We start from the raw sequence: 15,117 nt of genomic DNA, 5'->3' as shown, positions 1-15,117 counted from the left end.
CTGCAATTGGACATAAATTCACTCTTTAATTGGATACAGACTTAATGACTCAAGCAAAAGTATGTTTTATCGGTGCGGGCAATATGACTCGTAGCATTATTAGTGGCTTAGTTAAGCATGGCTATCCTAGTGACCTTATTCATGCAACCAATCCAAGCAAGGGTAAATTGGATGCGTTGCAGCACGATTTTGCGATTCAAGTTTCCCACGATAATCATGCAGCTGCACAAACTGCCGATGTCATCGTGTTAAGCGTAAAACCTCAATTAATGGCAACGGTTTGTGAAGACTTAAGTTCACTGGATTTAGCCAATAAGTTAATCATCACTATCGCTGCAGGTATTCCAGCATCTCGTTATCAAGTCTACTTTAAGCAACCTATTAAACTTATTCGCACCATGCCTAATACTCCGACTCAAATTGGCTATGGTATGACAGGTATTTATGCTGATAACAGTATTTCTGCCGAGCACAAAGGGATTTGTGAAACTTTAATGCAAAGCGGCGGTAAAGTGGTTTGGGTTGATAAAGAAGCGGAATTAGATCAAGTGATAGCCCTTGCAGGCAGCTCTCCTGCTTATTTTTTCTTGTTTATCGAGTCTATGATCGCCTCTGGCGTCAACATGGGTATGGCTGAAGACAAAGCAAGACTCCTTGCTGAGCAAGCTGCCTTGGGTGCTGCGCAGATGGTGATACAAAATCAACAGTTATCAGTAACCGAACTGCGTCAAAATGTTATGTCAAAAGGCGGTACTACGGCTAGAGCTGTAGAAACATTCCAACAAGGCGGTTTAGTCGAATTGGTCGATAAAGCCATGACAAACTGCGTTGCTAGAGCCCAAGAAATGGCTAAAACATTCTAACGTTATGAGATGAACGATTATTTAACTTACGGTTAACCTCTTTGGTGTAAAATAGTTGCGTAAAACTAAGCTTATAAACACCAAATCTGAGTGATAATCCGTTATATTGTTAACTCAGTTAGTCGTACAGTTAAATATTGACGCAGTTAATTTCAGTGCTAATTCACACTCTAATCTGCGATCTAATGTAATTACAAGATTAAGCACTAAATCACATCAACGTAAGGCAACATACATGAATGCAATGAGTTTTTTAGTCAACACTCTGTTTGACTTATACCTAATGATCGTCATTCTTCGTTTTTGGCTACAGCTTGCAAGAGCGGATTTTTATAATCCATTTAGCCAATTTGTGGTTAAAGCGACACAACCGATTATCGCACCAATGCGTCGACTATTACCGTCTGTAGGACGTTTTGATACTTCATCAATGGTACTGGCACTGATTGTCGTGTTGGTCAAAATGTTAGTGCTTACTTTCATTGCAGGGGCAACTGTAGATATTGTTACCTTGTTATTATTCTCAGTGATCTCTGTCGTAAAACAAGCTGGCGTGTTACTTTTTTGGATGTTACTTATCCGCGCAGTATTGAGTTGGTTCAACCAAGGTTATAACCCAATTGTGATGGTGATGACCCAATTAACAGAACCTATTTTAGCGCCAGTACGCAAAGTGCTACCCGCTATTGGTGGCTTAGATCTATCTGTATTAGTGGTATTTATTGCGATGAATTTCATTAATATGTTGTGCGCGCAATATATCCCGTTTTGGTCAATTATTTAGATGTCGAACAAATCTAACTAATGAATCCAGTCAGCTATATTAACGATGAGCAGCAAGGTGACTTGCTGCTTTTTGTGTATGTACAACCCAAAGCCAGCCGCGATCAAATTGTCGGTTTGCACGGTAACGAATTAAAAATAGCTATCACAGCGCCACCGATTGACGGTAAAGCAAATGCTTATCTGTCTAAATACCTTGCAAAAGCCTGTAAAGTGGCTAAAAGTCAGGTTCATATCCTTAAGGGTGAACAAGGTCGTCATAAGCAAATTAAAATATGCCAACCGCAGATTATTCCGCCTGAAATAGCCGCCCTTTTGTGACTGTTTCTCCTATAATAACGTTATAGCTCATGCCCGCTAAGGACTAAATTATGTTCCAATCATTGCGTTTATGTCGCCCATTATTACAAATATTATTGTTGTCACTGATAACGATGACCAGTATCGGCTACGCTCAAGCAGAACAAAAACAACAAGTTGGTAATTTTGATATTCATTACATGGCGCTTAGTAGCACCTTTATTACCCCAGAAATAGCAAAAACCTACGGAATAGAACGCAGTAGTTACAATGGATTGGTGAACATTACCGTGCTCAATACGAATCTAGAAGGACACCCAGCTGTCCCAGTTGAAATTTCAGGAATCGCCAATAACTTAATTGATGCCCGCGTAACTCTGGATTTTAAAGAAATTCGCGAAGGGAAATCCATCTATTACATCGCAGAAGTGCCTTATCGTGATGATCAAGATGTTAATTTTACCATTGCCATTAAGCACGGCAACCAGCTAAACACCTCATTGAAATTCAAACAAAAATTCTATGTAGATTAAATCATCGATAAAAAGCCTAGAGCGCTGCGCTGCTAGGACGCTTCGCGGCTAGATCCTATAAAATCAACAGCCTAGTCGCCCAGCGACTCAATCTTAGCAGTGACGAAGTCACGTCCTAGAAGCGAAGCGCACTATCCGCGTAGCGGCCTAGGATCTTAGCACCAAAGCTGTCCTTAGCAGTGACGAAGTCACGTACTAGAAGCGCAGCGCACTATCCGCGTAGCGGCCTAGGATCTTAGCAGCGAAGCTGTCCTTAGCAGTGACGAAGTCATGCTCTAGAAGCGAAGCGCACTATCCGCGTAGCGGCATAGGATCTTAGCAGCGAAGCTGTCCTTAGCAGTGACGAAGTCACGTCCTAGAAGCGAAGCGCACTATCCGCGTAGCGGCCTAGGGGGTAGTTAGAGTATAATGACGGCAAATTTACCCTCATCTAAAAAACTTATGCATACCTTAGTCAAACAACAAATTGTTCTTGCCAGTGGCAACAAAGGCAAACTTGCCGAATTTGATCAAATGCTGACAGCATTTAATATTGAAGTATTACCACAGAATCAATTTAACGTGACAGAGGTTGCAGAGACAGGCACTACATTTGTAGAAAACGCCATCATTAAAGCTCGCCATGCCGCTGAAATAACCGGTAAAGCTGCAATTGCAGATGACTCAGGTATTGAAGTTGATGCACTACAAGGCCAACCAGGGATTTACTCTGCCCGTTATTCAGGAGCCAATGCAACCGAAACCAGCAATTACCTCAAGCTACTTGATGCATTGCAAGGCGAAACACTTCGAAGTGCCCGTTTCCAATGTGTACTGGTTTATATGCGTCATGCAAAAGATCCTACGCCTATTATTTGCCAGGCTTCATGGGAAGGGACAATCAACCATGCTCCACAAGGCGAGCAAGGCCATGGTTATGATCCCGTATTTATTCCGCAAGGTTTTGAGTGCTCGGCAGCAGAGCTAACTCGTGAACAGAAAAATGCCCATAGCCATCGAGGCAAAGGACTTGAGTTATTAGTGAGTGCCATGAAAGCTCAAGGTATCATTTTATCGAACAGTACATCGAACAATACTTCTGGCGGCCACCAATAAATGATATTGCAATTACCCCCACTTAGCTTGTATATCCATATTCCTTGGTGCGTGCAAAAATGCCCTTATTGCGATTTTAACTCCCACGGCCAAAATGGTGAGTTACCACAGCAACAATATGTCGACGCATTATTAGAAGATTTAAAACAAGACTTGGCGTATGTTCAAGGTCGAAAGGTGCATACCATTTTTATCGGCGGTGGCACGCCATCGTTATTTGATGCTAGTCAAATTCAACGCATACTTGAAGGCGCGCAAGCGTTAATCCCTTTTGAAGATAATATTGAAATCACCATGGAAGCCAATCCTGGCACATTAGAGCACGACGACTTTAGTGCTTACCGCGCAGCGGGTGTCACGCGCTTATCTATTGGGGTGCAAAGTTTTTCAAAAGAAAAACTTAATCTGTTGGGACGCATCCATAATGAGGATGAAGCCAAAGTGGCGGCAGAAAAAGCCAAGCAAGCAGATTATTTAAGTTTTAATCTCGACTTAATGCACGGTTTACCAAACCAAAGCTTTGACGAGGCCATGCATGATATCGACACAGCAACGGCTTTAGCTCCACCGCATCTTTCTTGGTATCAACTCACCATTGAACCCAACACCTTGTTTCATTCAAAACCGCCACAATTACCAGACGATGAAAACCTGTGGCAAATATACGAGCAAGGTCAGCAGCGCTTAGCGGCATTAGGTTATGAGCAATACGAAATATCAGCCTATGCAAAACCTGGATTCCAATGTCGCCATAATCTTAATTATTGGCAATTTGGCGATTACCTTGGCATCGGTTGCGGCGCCCACGGTAAAATCACCCTGCCCGGCTCAAATCGGATTGTACGTACGGTAAAAATAAAGCACCCTAAAGGCTACCTCGCTGCGGATAAATATACCTTTGAAACCACAGATGTCGTTGAAGAAGACCGCCCATTAGAATACTTAATGAACCGTCTAAGGTTGATGACTCCAATCCCTAAAACTGAATTTGAGCAGCGTACAGGCCAATCAGCTGAGGTAGTAAAACAAGGAATGCAAAAATCAATTGAACGGGGATTATTGACAGAAACCACAACGCATTGGCAATTGACGTCTAAAGGCCACATGTTTGTAAATGATTTGCTGTCTCAGTTTATTTAATTTACCAGTCGATTGAATAAAATAATATGACTCGCGGTTTTCTTTTTAAACCGTTAACTGTGAGTCAATAATCAAAAATCTGCTTCTAGCGCCACAATTTACTTACCTTAAATACACACTTTCTAACATTTCTATTCACACATTTAGGCAAAGCTTGATTAGGATATGCGCTTATAACTTAGGTACTTTGGGAAGATATCAATGTCTATTAAAACTAAAACAACTCTCGTTGCTGTCGCGTTATCAAGCTTATTAAGCGCATCAGCCATTGCGAACTTGCACAACATGCCGCAATTGAGCCAACAAGAAAGTACAGCGACATCAAGCCAACAAACTGAATCAGAAAAAGCCAACGTATTGTTTGAAGCCATTTTTATGGAAAATGTGATGGCAAATCCGGTTAACCAAACTTACCTGGGTATCAAACAAGATTACGGCAAGTGGAATGACTTGTCTGATGCTGCTGCAGATGCTGATTTAGCCCGCAGTAAACAGCAACTAATAAGATTAACTCGCCTTGATGCCAATAAACTAAATGAACAAGCTGCGCTCAGTTATGAACTGTTGAAGGCCAGCTTAGAGCACAGTATTAGCGACGATAAATGGCGTTATCACACCTATCCGATTAACCAAATGTATGGCGTCCATTCTGTGGTGGCTTCATTATTGATTAACCAACATCAAATAACCGATGAAAGTGATGCTAAAGCTTATATTAGTCGTTTGAACGGCATACCAACACTACTTGCACAATTAGAGACCTCATTAGAAATTCGCGCTAAAAAGCATATTATCGCGCCAAAATTTGTTTTCCCATATGTAATTTCCGATAGTAAAAACATTATCACTGGCGCCCCATTTACAGATACAGGAAAAGACAGCGCGTTATGGGCTGACGCGAACCGTAAGATAAATAAACTCGATATAACCGATGGCAACAAACAAGCCTTATTAGTCGAAGTAAAACAGGCTCTGCTTACTAAGGTAAAACCTGCCTATGAGCAGTTAATCACCTATACCAAGTCACTTGAAGCTCGAGCCGATACTCAAGATGGAGCTTGGAAACTGCCTGACGGAGAAGCGTTTTACAATAACGCCCTCGCCCGCACCACTACAACCGATATGACCGCAGACACTATCCATGATCTTGGCTTATCTGAAGTTAAGCGTATTCATGATGAAATGCGGGTCATTATGAAAAAGGTACACTTTGCCGGCAGCTTACAAGAGTTTTTTGTGTTCATGCGCGATGATAAGCAATTTTATTACCCAGAAACTGATGAAGGCAAAACGGCATATCTCGCCCAAGCAAAATCGCTGATCGATACTATGGAGTCTCGTTTAGACGAAGTGTTCACGATTAAGCCTAAAGCCGAATTAGTGGTACGAAAGGTAGAAGCGTTTAGAGAAAAGTCCGCAGGTAAAGCATTTTACGACCAACCAGCACCAGATGGTTCTCGCCCTGGAAGCTATTACGCTAATTTATACAAAATGGAAGCGATGCCAAAGTATCAGATGGAAGCGCTTGCTTACCATGAAGGGATCCCAGGACATCACATGCAAATTGCTATTGCACAAGAACTGCAAGGCATTCCAAAATTCCGTAAATTTGGCGGTTACACTGCTTATATTGAAGGTTGGGGACTTTACTCAGAATATTTCCCGAAGGAAATGGGCTTATATGCCGACCCATACTCTGACTTTGGTCGTTTATCGATGGAGCTATGGCGCGCATGCCGTTTAGTGGTTGATACTGGGATACACGCTAAAAAGTGGACTCGTGAGCAGGCTATTGCCTATTACGTTGAGAATACTCCAAACGCGGAGTCTGATGCGATAAAAATGGTCGAACGCCATATTGTTATGCCATCACAAGCGACTGCGTATAAAGTAGGTATGATTAAAATATTACAACTACGTGAGCAGGCTAAAAAGGCGCTAGGAGCCAAGTTTGATATTCGCGAATTTCATACTGTAATCCTTAAAAATGGACCATTGCCATTAGACATACTTGAAGAGCAAGTAAATAAGTGGATTAAGCAGGTTCAATCGCTGTAATTTTAAATCATTAATCCACTCGAAACATAAAACGGCAACCTGAGGTTGCCGTTTTGCTTTATCAATTTCCACAAAAAAATAACCCCAGAACAAAGTCTGGGGTAAACCAAATAAATTAGGATGATGGTTTTAAGGTTGGCATTATTTTAGTTCGAAAACCATTGCCAACACTGACTCAAAATTTGCTACCTTGCCGATTTGTACATCTCACTGAAAAGGGGTCATTTCTCAGAAAAACGTAGGGTTCAAATCATTTCGAATCAACTGAGTACTATTGTATTGATATCAGAACAGAGTTCAACTAGTTAACAAATGTAAATTGCTAAACCCTTGATTAGCAACTTACTAATAAACTAATCAATCAACACCTTAAGCACTTTAAAATCAGCAACTTAATACAAAGCCGCAAGGTAAGTTGCGGCTTTGTTCTAAATTTGAAATAATGTTTCCACTTTTACTTACGAAGTTTATACAAATGATCGAACTTAGCATCCCAATAAGGTGGGCTGCTGATGTGCGTTTTAATAAAATCAATGAACGCACTGACTTTTGGAGCTAGATGTTTACGACGAGGATACACTGCTTGTAATGGAAGATTGTGAGTCAACTGCCAATCAGGTAACAAAGGAATCAATGTCCCTTGAGCGATTTCATCTTCCATTAAGTAACTGGCTAAATAGACAATGCCTAAACCACTTACTGCGGCCGATTTCAATGCTGGCGCATTATCGACACGGAAATTGCCTGATACACCTATTTCGCAATAATCTTCACCCTTTTTAAATTGCCACATGCTGTGCTCATGCCACTCACCTTGATACACCAAACAATTGTGTTCAACCAATTGCTCTGGGCGGCTAATGTTACCATGTTGGGCAATATAACCCGGTGATGCGACTAACAAGAACTGACATTTCATTAACGGTCTTGCCACCATACCCAGCGGCAATTGCTCAGACATGGTTAACAATAGGTCTAAGCCTTCACTGACAACATCGACTTTATGATCAAGTAAGCTCACTTGTAGTTCAAGCTCTGGATGCCTTGCCATAAATGCTGGTAAAGCTGGAATAATGTGCATGGTGCCAAATGATTGTGATATCCCAACTTTTAGTACACCACGAGTTGCATCATTTAAGTTGTGAACACTTGAAACGGCCTGCTCTGCATCACGAAGAAGTTCTTCGCCTTGTAGATACAATAAATTGCCGGCTTCAGTAAGGCTTAAACTGCGGGTTGTTCGCTGAATAAGTTGCACACCAAGTTTATGTTCAAGATCTGCAACTTGAGTACTTACTTTAGATTTAGAAATGCCAAGACGTCTGGCTGCAGCACTAAAACTTCCTGCACGTGCAACATGAGTAAAAATTGCGATAGGTTCTAACAGTTCTAACATGAAAGTCGCCTTAAGCTGGTTACGACATTAATAAAAATTTCAGATATCTGTTAGCCATTGCTGGTAACTAAACCTTGCTTAGCATCAATATCGACACTCAGATATTATGATTGTTGCTGCCAAATGAGCATCAAAACAAACTAATATCTTTAATCAACACTAACAAATGAAGATTCTGAAATATAACCACATCTAAAGTAGAGTGTAATTTTGTAATAATTCTCAAGAGTATAACAAAAAAAGCCTCTATGGCTCTATATTTATAATTGACAATTTTTTTATCAGAACAAAGCAACACGAGCTATAGCGGTAAAGCAGCTAGAATTGGCCCCAAAAAAAAGCCCCTGTGTCTTCAAAAAGAGCACAGGGGAAGGTCAGGTGTCCGGGAAGACAGGTTGAACAAAATAAATTTACTCTTTTAGCTCGCCTAGCTTGGCCAATGTATAAGGTGCAAGTTCTGGTATGGATTTACGCACTTGGCTTTCTAACACTAATAATCCTTCAAAATTATCACAAATTTTATCGGCTCGTTGTTCAAGGCCTTGTGATTGCGACTCAAGTTGTTGCTCGATGTCTTTACCGACATTGTCCATTTTTTGTGAAAAGGTATTCATTTTTTCTTCAAATGAACCGCCTTCAGAAGACATGATCTGGCTACCTAATGTCATCATTAATGATCCCATTGAGTTGGTGACCATTTGTTCTATCTCTTGTTCAAACTCTTCATTAAATGCATGTTCAATTGAAGAGTCTGTTGAACCTAAATAAAACTTATCGCCTTGCTGATACGCCATGGTGTCAATGCGTGTTTGAATCCCTGTCATTAGCTTATCAATTTGGCTACCAGTGGCGTCGCCAAATATTGGGGTTAATGCCATATTGACTGCTTGAGATGCCATTACGACAACATCACCAACCAAATCAATTACCTCAGGTACTTGACGAGATAGCTCATCAGAATATTGAGTGAGTAGCGTTTGTTGTTTAGCGGTTAAGGTGACTTTTTTACCGTCTACATATAGTTGATCGAGTTCAACGCGATATTTCTCGGATCCATTATCACTAATCTGCAATTTTTTTGGTTCAACAGTAACGTCATAGTTTAATGTCACATTGCACTTTTCATCATTAATGGACATTTTTGCCATGGCGGGAGTTAGCGCCCCTACTGTGAATAACATGCTGGTTAACGCTACACTACAAATCAACTTCTGTTTGGTCATGATAAAAATCCTTTTGCTATACATATATCAATAATTAGCTCGTATATGAGCTTTATAAAGCACAAGCTATGCCAATAGTTATAACTACATGACTTTTAATAGATTAATGATAAAATAAGACAATATATAAGCTAATGAATATACAATAGCGGAAGTGTATTCGTAAAATAAACCAATAAATAGTCTATTTTACCAATCTCAATAATAATTAATCTATCTAGGGCCAGCTGAGCTTCAGGATGAATTTTACTGCAGTTTGTATTTTGCTAGACAAGTAAGCGTATACGACGTGTGGTTGTTCTAGATAAGTAAGCAATAACCTAGGCGAAAAGAAGCCACTAAAACTGCCCAAGTGGGCAGTAAAATGACTTTTAAACGTTTTGAGTCAATATTATAGATTCAGATTTGATATACAAAGAGTGAGTACGTTAAGGTCGAACAACGTTAACCGCGAAAGATTAGCCCTTGTATAAACTAAAAAATTGAACGGCCTAACTGTTGGCTTAAATGTTCTAACATGGCTGTGCCCGCAAGCGAGTTACCATTATTGTCTAGCTCAGGTGACCACACACAAATAGACATATCACCAGGAATAACCGCAATAATGCCGCCCCCCACGCCACTTTTACCCGGCATACCTACTCGATAAGCGAACTCTCCTGCGCCATCGTATAATCCAGATGTCGCCAGTAATGCATTGAGTTGTCGAGTTTGCACCGGCGAAACTAAGCTGTCGCCATCGAGTGTCTTACCGCGATTAGCCAAATAGAACATCGCGCGGGACAAGTCAGCGCAATTCATTCTTAATGCACAATAATGAAAATAACTTTTAAGTACGGTATTGACGTCGCCTTCAAAATTACCAAATGACTTCATTAAATAGGCAATAGATGCATTACGTGCACTAAACTGGAACTCAGAATCCGCCACAACTTTATCGTAGGCTAACGTCGGGTTCTGGCTCAATTGACGCACAACCTCAAGCATACGATGCTTAGGCGCCCCTAAACGGGCTTGCAACAAGTCAGCAATAACTAGCGCACCGGCATTAATAAAAGGGTTGCGAGGTTTACCGCGCTCTAATTCGACCTGTACCAGCGAGTTAAATGAATGCCCTGAGGGTTCTTTACCCACACGACTCCAAATTTCATCTTCGGTATATAAATTAAGTGCCTGAGTAAGGCTAAAGACTTTAGAAATACTTTGAATTGAAAAAGGCTCAAGGTAATCACCGGCACCAATTGTTTGGCCATCAAGGGTAGTAACGGCAATCCCTATTTTGTTAGGGTCAACGCAGGCAAGCGCAGGAATATATCCTGCAACCTTGCCTTTACCCAATAGCGATCTTACTTTATCGACGGCTTGTTGAAGTAATAATTGCTCAGGCAATTTAGCTTAACCCCACCAGATATCGTACAAATCACTCACTTCGAGGTTAGAAACAGGCTTGTCTTTCCAGAACGCATTCACTGCAGCGGTATCTTCATCAGTACATTTACCGATAGCTTGGGTAGCAATAATACCTTCCCATTGCTTGTGTCCACCACCGTGGAAACCTAATTGACGAGGTTCAATGACCTCAACAAGAAACTGATCAACTAAGTTATCAATATCTTCTTCAGATACAGACTCATCAAAAGTCCAGTTGATTTCAAAGCCTAATTCTTGAAACTCATCAACTCGTAATTTTTTACGTAAACGACGACTACGATTTTGCGCCATGGTGTATTCTCCGATTGCTGAAAGTGTAGTTGTGATTAAGCAGTACGCTCAAACATGATATCCCATACGCCGTGACCGAGTCTGTGGCCTCTTGCTTCAAACTTGGTAAGCGGACGATGCTCTGGACGTTCGACAACTGTACCAGTTGTTGATTGATTTTTATAACCTTCTGCTGCATTCATTATTTCTAACATATGCTCGCTGTAATTTTCCCAATCGGTTGCCATATGAAATACACCACCGATTTTAAGCTTACGGCGGATAAGTTGTACAAATTCAGCTTGTACAATCCGGCGCTTATGATGACGTTTTTTATGCCATGGGTCAGGGAAAAACAATTGTACGCGCTCGAGTGAACCATCAACAATGCTGTGCTCTAGCACTTCCATTGCATCATGATGATATACACGTAAGTTAGTCACTTCAGCTGCACCGGCATCAGAAAGACACGTACCAATACCAGGTTTATGAACTTCTATGCCAATAAAGTTTTGCTCTGGGGCAGCTTTTGCCATTTGGACTAATGATGCCCCCATACCAAAACCGATTTCTAACACGGTATCAGCATCGCGACCAAACACTTGAGTTAACTCCAATGCTTGTGGAGTATAATCAAGTCCCATTGCTGGCCAATGTGCTTCAATTGCTTGAGATTGGCCTTTGGTTAAACGGCCTTCGCGTAAAACAAAACTTCTGATTTTACGAATATACTTACCGTCTTCGTTAAATTCAGCTGTGGTAACGTCGCTCATCTTTGCCTCATTGTCTGCGTACTTTGTTGTGCTGTGTTACTAAATGTCTAACCGTTAGGCAGCCACTCTTTATCAACACATTACGCATTTGCTATCTGTGATAGATCAATTTTAAAATCAGTTGGGCATTATACCTAAACTCATTGCACATGTTTACGCTAATTTAGTGCAAACGTGTGATTTAAAATAGCAGTGCCACTTGTGTAATAAAATGGCTATGGCTACACTGCGCCCATGAAAAATCTGACTCCATTTTCTGAGCGTATCATCGCTTGGTATGACCTACATGGTCGTAAATCACTGCCTTGGCAGATCAATAAAACGCCTTACCGTGTTTGGGTGTCGGAGATCATGCTCCAGCAAACCCAAGTCGCGACGGTTATTCCCTATTATGAAAAATTTATGGCGCGTTTCCCCAGCGTGGTAGATCTTGCTAATGCTCATCAAGATGAGGTGCTGCATTTGTGGACTGGCCTAGGTTATTACGCCAGAGCACGCAATTTACATAAAGCAGCCCAACATATTCGTGATGCTTTTAATGGCGAGTTTCCTACTCAGTTTGATGATGTGCTCGCGTTATCTGGAATCGGTAAATCAACTGCGGGTGCTGTGTTATCGTTGTCCCTCGGGCAACACCACCCTATTTTAGACGGTAATGTAAAGCGCGTATTAGCCAGACATGGTGCTATTGAAGGTTGGCCAGGACAAAAAAACGTTGAACAACAGTTGTGGCAATTAACCGATACGTTCACACCTGCCAAAAACGTTGAAAAGTTTAACCAGGCAATGATGGATATTGGTTCAAGTGTTTGCACTCGCAGTAAACCTAATTGCGCAGCCTGCCCTGTAGCAATTGATTGTGTGGCTCAACAGACGGGTCATCAAAGTCTATATCCCGGTAAAAAACCTAAGAAAGTGACGCCAGAAAAATCAGCTTTTATGCTGGTATTAGTCGACAACAGCGGAGATTCTGTAAAAGTTCAGCTTATCCAACGCCCACCAGCAGGTATTTGGGGGGGGTTATGGTGTTTTCCGCAATTTGAACAGCAAGCAGAATTAGAAGATTATTTAACGCTGCATAATTTGGCAGAGTCAGAACAAGGGCTTGCAGGGTTTAGGCATACATTCAGTCATTTCCATCTTGATATTCAACCAGTATTAGTTGAACTATCTGTCGATCAAGCAACAGGCATCATGGAACAAACCTCGGCTCTCTGGTATAACATAGAGCAACCTGCGAAAGTCGGGTTGGCAGCCGCCACAGAACGTATTTTGGCTAATTTAGCCGTACTTTTCGCGACATATTAGTTTTTAGTGTAATTAAAGTTAGTAAGGAATCATCATGGCTCGCACAGTTCACTGTCAACACCTAAACAAATCAGCTGACGGCTTAGATTTTCAGCTTTACCCAGGCGAATTAGGTAAGCGTATTTTTGACAATATCAGTAAAGAAGCTTGGGGCTTATGGCAAAAGAAACAAACCATGCTCATTAATGAGAAAAAGCTCAATATGATGAATGTTGATGACCGCAAATTTCTTGAAGAGCAAATGACTCACTTTTTATTTGAAGGTAAAGACGTTGAAATTGAAGGCTATGTTCCACCTGCTGAAGATGAATAACCTAGTAATATAATAGATAACTATATTAAACAACAAAGCCGCTTAACTTAGCGGCTTTGTTTTTGGTTATCAATGACTAAATCCGACAGATTATTGTTTAACGCCTTCCACTACCAATGCTAATTCAACGTTAGCAGAAGCTGGACCTAAATCCATTTTGACACCAAAATCTTTCATCGCAAAAGTGGTTGTGCCGCTAAAACCAGCACGATATCCACCCCATGGATCTTTACCTTCACCAATAGCAACGGCATCAATGGTTAACGGCTTTGTCACACCATTTAAGGTAAAGTCACCATTAATCACAAACTGGTTATTGCCTTTATCAACAATCGAGGTTGATGAAAAAGAGGCTTCAGGGAATTTACTGGTATTTAAAAAGTCTTCGCTGCGTAAATGCTTGTCACGCTCGGCATGATTAGAATCAACACTGTTAGTATTAATTTTAACATTCACTTTGCCATCTGCGACTTTGTCAGCATCGAAACTGAAGTCGCCAGAAAACTCATTAAAGCGCCCAACCACAAAGCTATAACCCAAATGGCTTACACTAAATTGAATTGATGCATGCGCACCTTGAGTGTCGATAACATAGTCGGCAGCATTAACAGCTACAGGTAACATAAACGTTGCACTGATAAGTGCTGCTATAAGGTGTTTTTTCATGGTTTTTTATTCCTTTAAGTTAATAACAAGTAGATATATAAAGAGGTATTGATATATTCATCAAACATAACGGTTAATATATTCAACGGTTAAACAATTCAACGGTTAAACAATTCGATTATTTGCTAATACGATTTGGCATCAGCATTCTTTTAAGGGTGTTATCTTTATCAATAAAATGATGCTTAATCGCACCAGCTGCATGCAACACAACCAAGCCAATTAAGCTATAGGCAAGGTATTGATGTATTAACCCCGCTATATCAGCTTGATCATCAATAAAAGCATTAGGAAATGGCACGGCAAACCAGTCAAAAATCCAAATATCTCGACCATCGGCTGTCGAAATCATAATTCCTGAACTCATAATGAGTAACATTAGCGTATAAAGAACAGTATGAGCCCACTTTGCCAAGCGTTTTTCCCAAGGCTGATGATTCGATAATGGGCTAGGAGTGTGTGATATCCCTCGCCAAGCTAGCCTTAATAGCGTTAACCCAAGTAAAAGCAAACCGACACTTTTATGCAGATGCGGCGCAGTTTGGTACCAACTACTGTAGTAGGTAAGATCTACCATCCAATAACCAGCACTAAATAGACCAATAACTGCGATGGCGGACAACCAATGGAAAAAAATGGTTACTAAGCCATAGCCAGCTGAAGTGTTTTTTAACATGTCTTACTTTCCTCTAAAAAAGTCACAACATTTTAACGTTAATTTTAGGAAAGAAAATCAGTAAAAATAGCCGAAATCGTTCTATAAAATAGAAGTAACAGGTATTAAAATAGAGAACAACCAAATAATTAAGCAACTACTCATTAAACATGTCTCAATTGTAGTCACTAATTATCAAATAGCATCTAGGATGTGTTGATCTTTCTTGGCTAAATATTTTCAAAATAAACGGCTTAGTTTTTTATATTAAAAGACGGCGCAGTGTTAGACATTAAGTCTCTCACTACGC

Annotated in this window: 16 protein-coding genes; 9 read left to right on the top strand and 7 right to left on the bottom strand. The window is 40.7% G+C overall.

Annotated features, from left to right (window positions below; genetic code table 11):
• The first annotated feature begins 44 nt into the window (after positions 1–44).
• The 7 genes from proC to CXF88_RS08080 all read left to right on the top strand — a co-directional run bounded on the left by proC (position 45) and on the right by CXF88_RS08080 (position 6,772).
• On the top strand, positions 45–863 hold the full coding sequence (proC, locus tag CXF88_RS08110) for a pyrroline-5-carboxylate reductase (RefSeq protein WP_101086408.1): 819 nt from the start codon (positions 45–47) through the stop codon (positions 861–863).
• Between the two features lie 235 nt (positions 864–1,098).
• On the top strand, positions 1,099–1,647 hold the full coding sequence (locus CXF88_RS08105) for a YggT family protein (protein WP_101086407.1): 549 nt from the start codon (positions 1,099–1,101) through the stop codon (positions 1,645–1,647).
• A 20-nt stretch (positions 1,648–1,667) separates the two neighbouring features.
• Positions 1,668–1,967 carry a DUF167 family protein YggU gene (yggU, locus tag CXF88_RS08100; RefSeq protein ID WP_101086406.1) on the top strand — a complete coding sequence of 100 codons (300 nt, stop codon included), beginning with the start codon at positions 1,668–1,670 and terminating at the stop codon, positions 1,965–1,967.
• Between the two features lie 113 nt (positions 1,968–2,080).
• Complete coding sequence (locus tag CXF88_RS08095) at positions 2,081–2,479, top strand: DUF4426 domain-containing protein (protein WP_242445147.1); 399 nt, start codon at positions 2,081–2,083, stop codon at positions 2,477–2,479.
• A gap of 408 nt (positions 2,480–2,887) precedes the next feature.
• Positions 2,888–3,574, top strand: a complete 687-nt coding sequence (gene rdgB / locus CXF88_RS08090) for an RdgB/HAM1 family non-canonical purine NTP pyrophosphatase (RefSeq protein WP_101086404.1) — start codon at positions 2,888–2,890, stop codon at positions 3,572–3,574.
• The gene (hemW, locus tag CXF88_RS08085) at positions 3,575–4,714 is read left to right on the top strand and encodes a radical SAM family heme chaperone HemW (RefSeq protein WP_101086403.1); all 1,140 of its coding nucleotides are present in this window, start codon (positions 3,575–3,577) and stop codon (positions 4,712–4,714) included.
• A gap of 201 nt (positions 4,715–4,915) precedes the next feature.
• Entirely contained in the window at positions 4,916–6,772 is a 1,857-nt protein-coding gene (locus tag CXF88_RS08080; protein WP_101086402.1) for a DUF885 domain-containing protein, read from the top strand.
• A gap of 454 nt (positions 6,773–7,226) precedes the next feature.
• Here the strand turns inward: CXF88_RS08080 and CXF88_RS08075 are convergent, their stop codons facing one another.
• The 5 genes from CXF88_RS08075 to trmB all read right to left on the bottom strand — a co-directional run bounded on the left by CXF88_RS08075 (position 7,227) and on the right by trmB (position 11,865).
• Complete coding sequence (locus CXF88_RS08075; RefSeq protein ID WP_101086401.1) at positions 7,227–8,168, bottom strand: LysR family transcriptional regulator; 942 nt, start codon at positions 8,166–8,168, stop codon at positions 7,227–7,229.
• A gap of 410 nt (positions 8,169–8,578) precedes the next feature.
• Positions 8,579–9,391, bottom strand: a complete 813-nt coding sequence (locus tag CXF88_RS08070; RefSeq protein ID WP_101086400.1) for a YggN family protein — start codon at positions 9,389–9,391, stop codon at positions 8,579–8,581.
• 474 nt (positions 9,392–9,865) lie between these two features.
• The gene (glsB, locus tag CXF88_RS08065) at positions 9,866–10,780 is read right to left on the bottom strand and encodes a glutaminase B (protein WP_101086399.1); all 915 of its coding nucleotides are present in this window, start codon (positions 10,778–10,780) and stop codon (positions 9,866–9,868) included.
• 6 nt (positions 10,781–10,786) lie between these two features.
• Positions 10,787–11,113 (bottom strand): YggL family protein, encoded by a 327-nt coding sequence (locus CXF88_RS08060; protein WP_101086398.1) that lies wholly within the window; start codon positions 11,111–11,113, stop codon positions 10,787–10,789.
• 35 nt (positions 11,114–11,148) lie between these two features.
• Positions 11,149–11,865 (bottom strand): tRNA (guanosine(46)-N7)-methyltransferase TrmB, encoded by a 717-nt coding sequence (trmB, locus tag CXF88_RS08055; protein ID WP_101086397.1) that lies wholly within the window; start codon positions 11,863–11,865, stop codon positions 11,149–11,151.
• A gap of 234 nt (positions 11,866–12,099) precedes the next feature.
• Here trmB and mutY point away from each other — a divergent pair, with 234 nt between their 5' ends.
• Both mutY and CXF88_RS08045 read left to right on the top strand, forming a co-directional pair.
• A complete protein-coding gene (gene mutY, locus CXF88_RS08050; RefSeq protein WP_101086396.1) occupies positions 12,100–13,173 on the top strand; it encodes an A/G-specific adenine glycosylase in 1,074 nt (357 codons plus the stop codon).
• Between the two features lie 34 nt (positions 13,174–13,207).
• On the top strand, positions 13,208–13,486 hold the full coding sequence (locus CXF88_RS08045) for an oxidative damage protection protein (protein ID WP_101086395.1): 279 nt from the start codon (positions 13,208–13,210) through the stop codon (positions 13,484–13,486).
• Between the two features lie 90 nt (positions 13,487–13,576).
• Here CXF88_RS08045 and CXF88_RS08040 read toward each other — a convergent pair whose 3' ends face one another.
• The gene (locus CXF88_RS08040) at positions 13,577–14,152 is read right to left on the bottom strand and encodes a YceI family protein (RefSeq protein ID WP_101086394.1); all 576 of its coding nucleotides are present in this window, start codon (positions 14,150–14,152) and stop codon (positions 13,577–13,579) included.
• A 118-nt stretch (positions 14,153–14,270) separates the two neighbouring features.
• Positions 14,271–14,828: a cytochrome b gene (locus tag CXF88_RS08035; RefSeq protein WP_101086393.1), complete on the bottom strand. Its 558-nt coding sequence runs from the start codon at positions 14,826–14,828 to the stop codon at positions 14,271–14,273.
• Positions 14,829–15,117: the final 289 nt, after the last annotated feature.

It is taken from the genome of Shewanella sp. ALD9, from assembly GCF_002836315.1.
GTDB lineage: Bacteria > Pseudomonadota > Gammaproteobacteria > Enterobacterales > Shewanellaceae > Shewanella.
The sequence above is the reverse complement of the archived record's forward strand: the minus strand, read 5'-3'. Positions and strand labels throughout refer to the sequence as shown.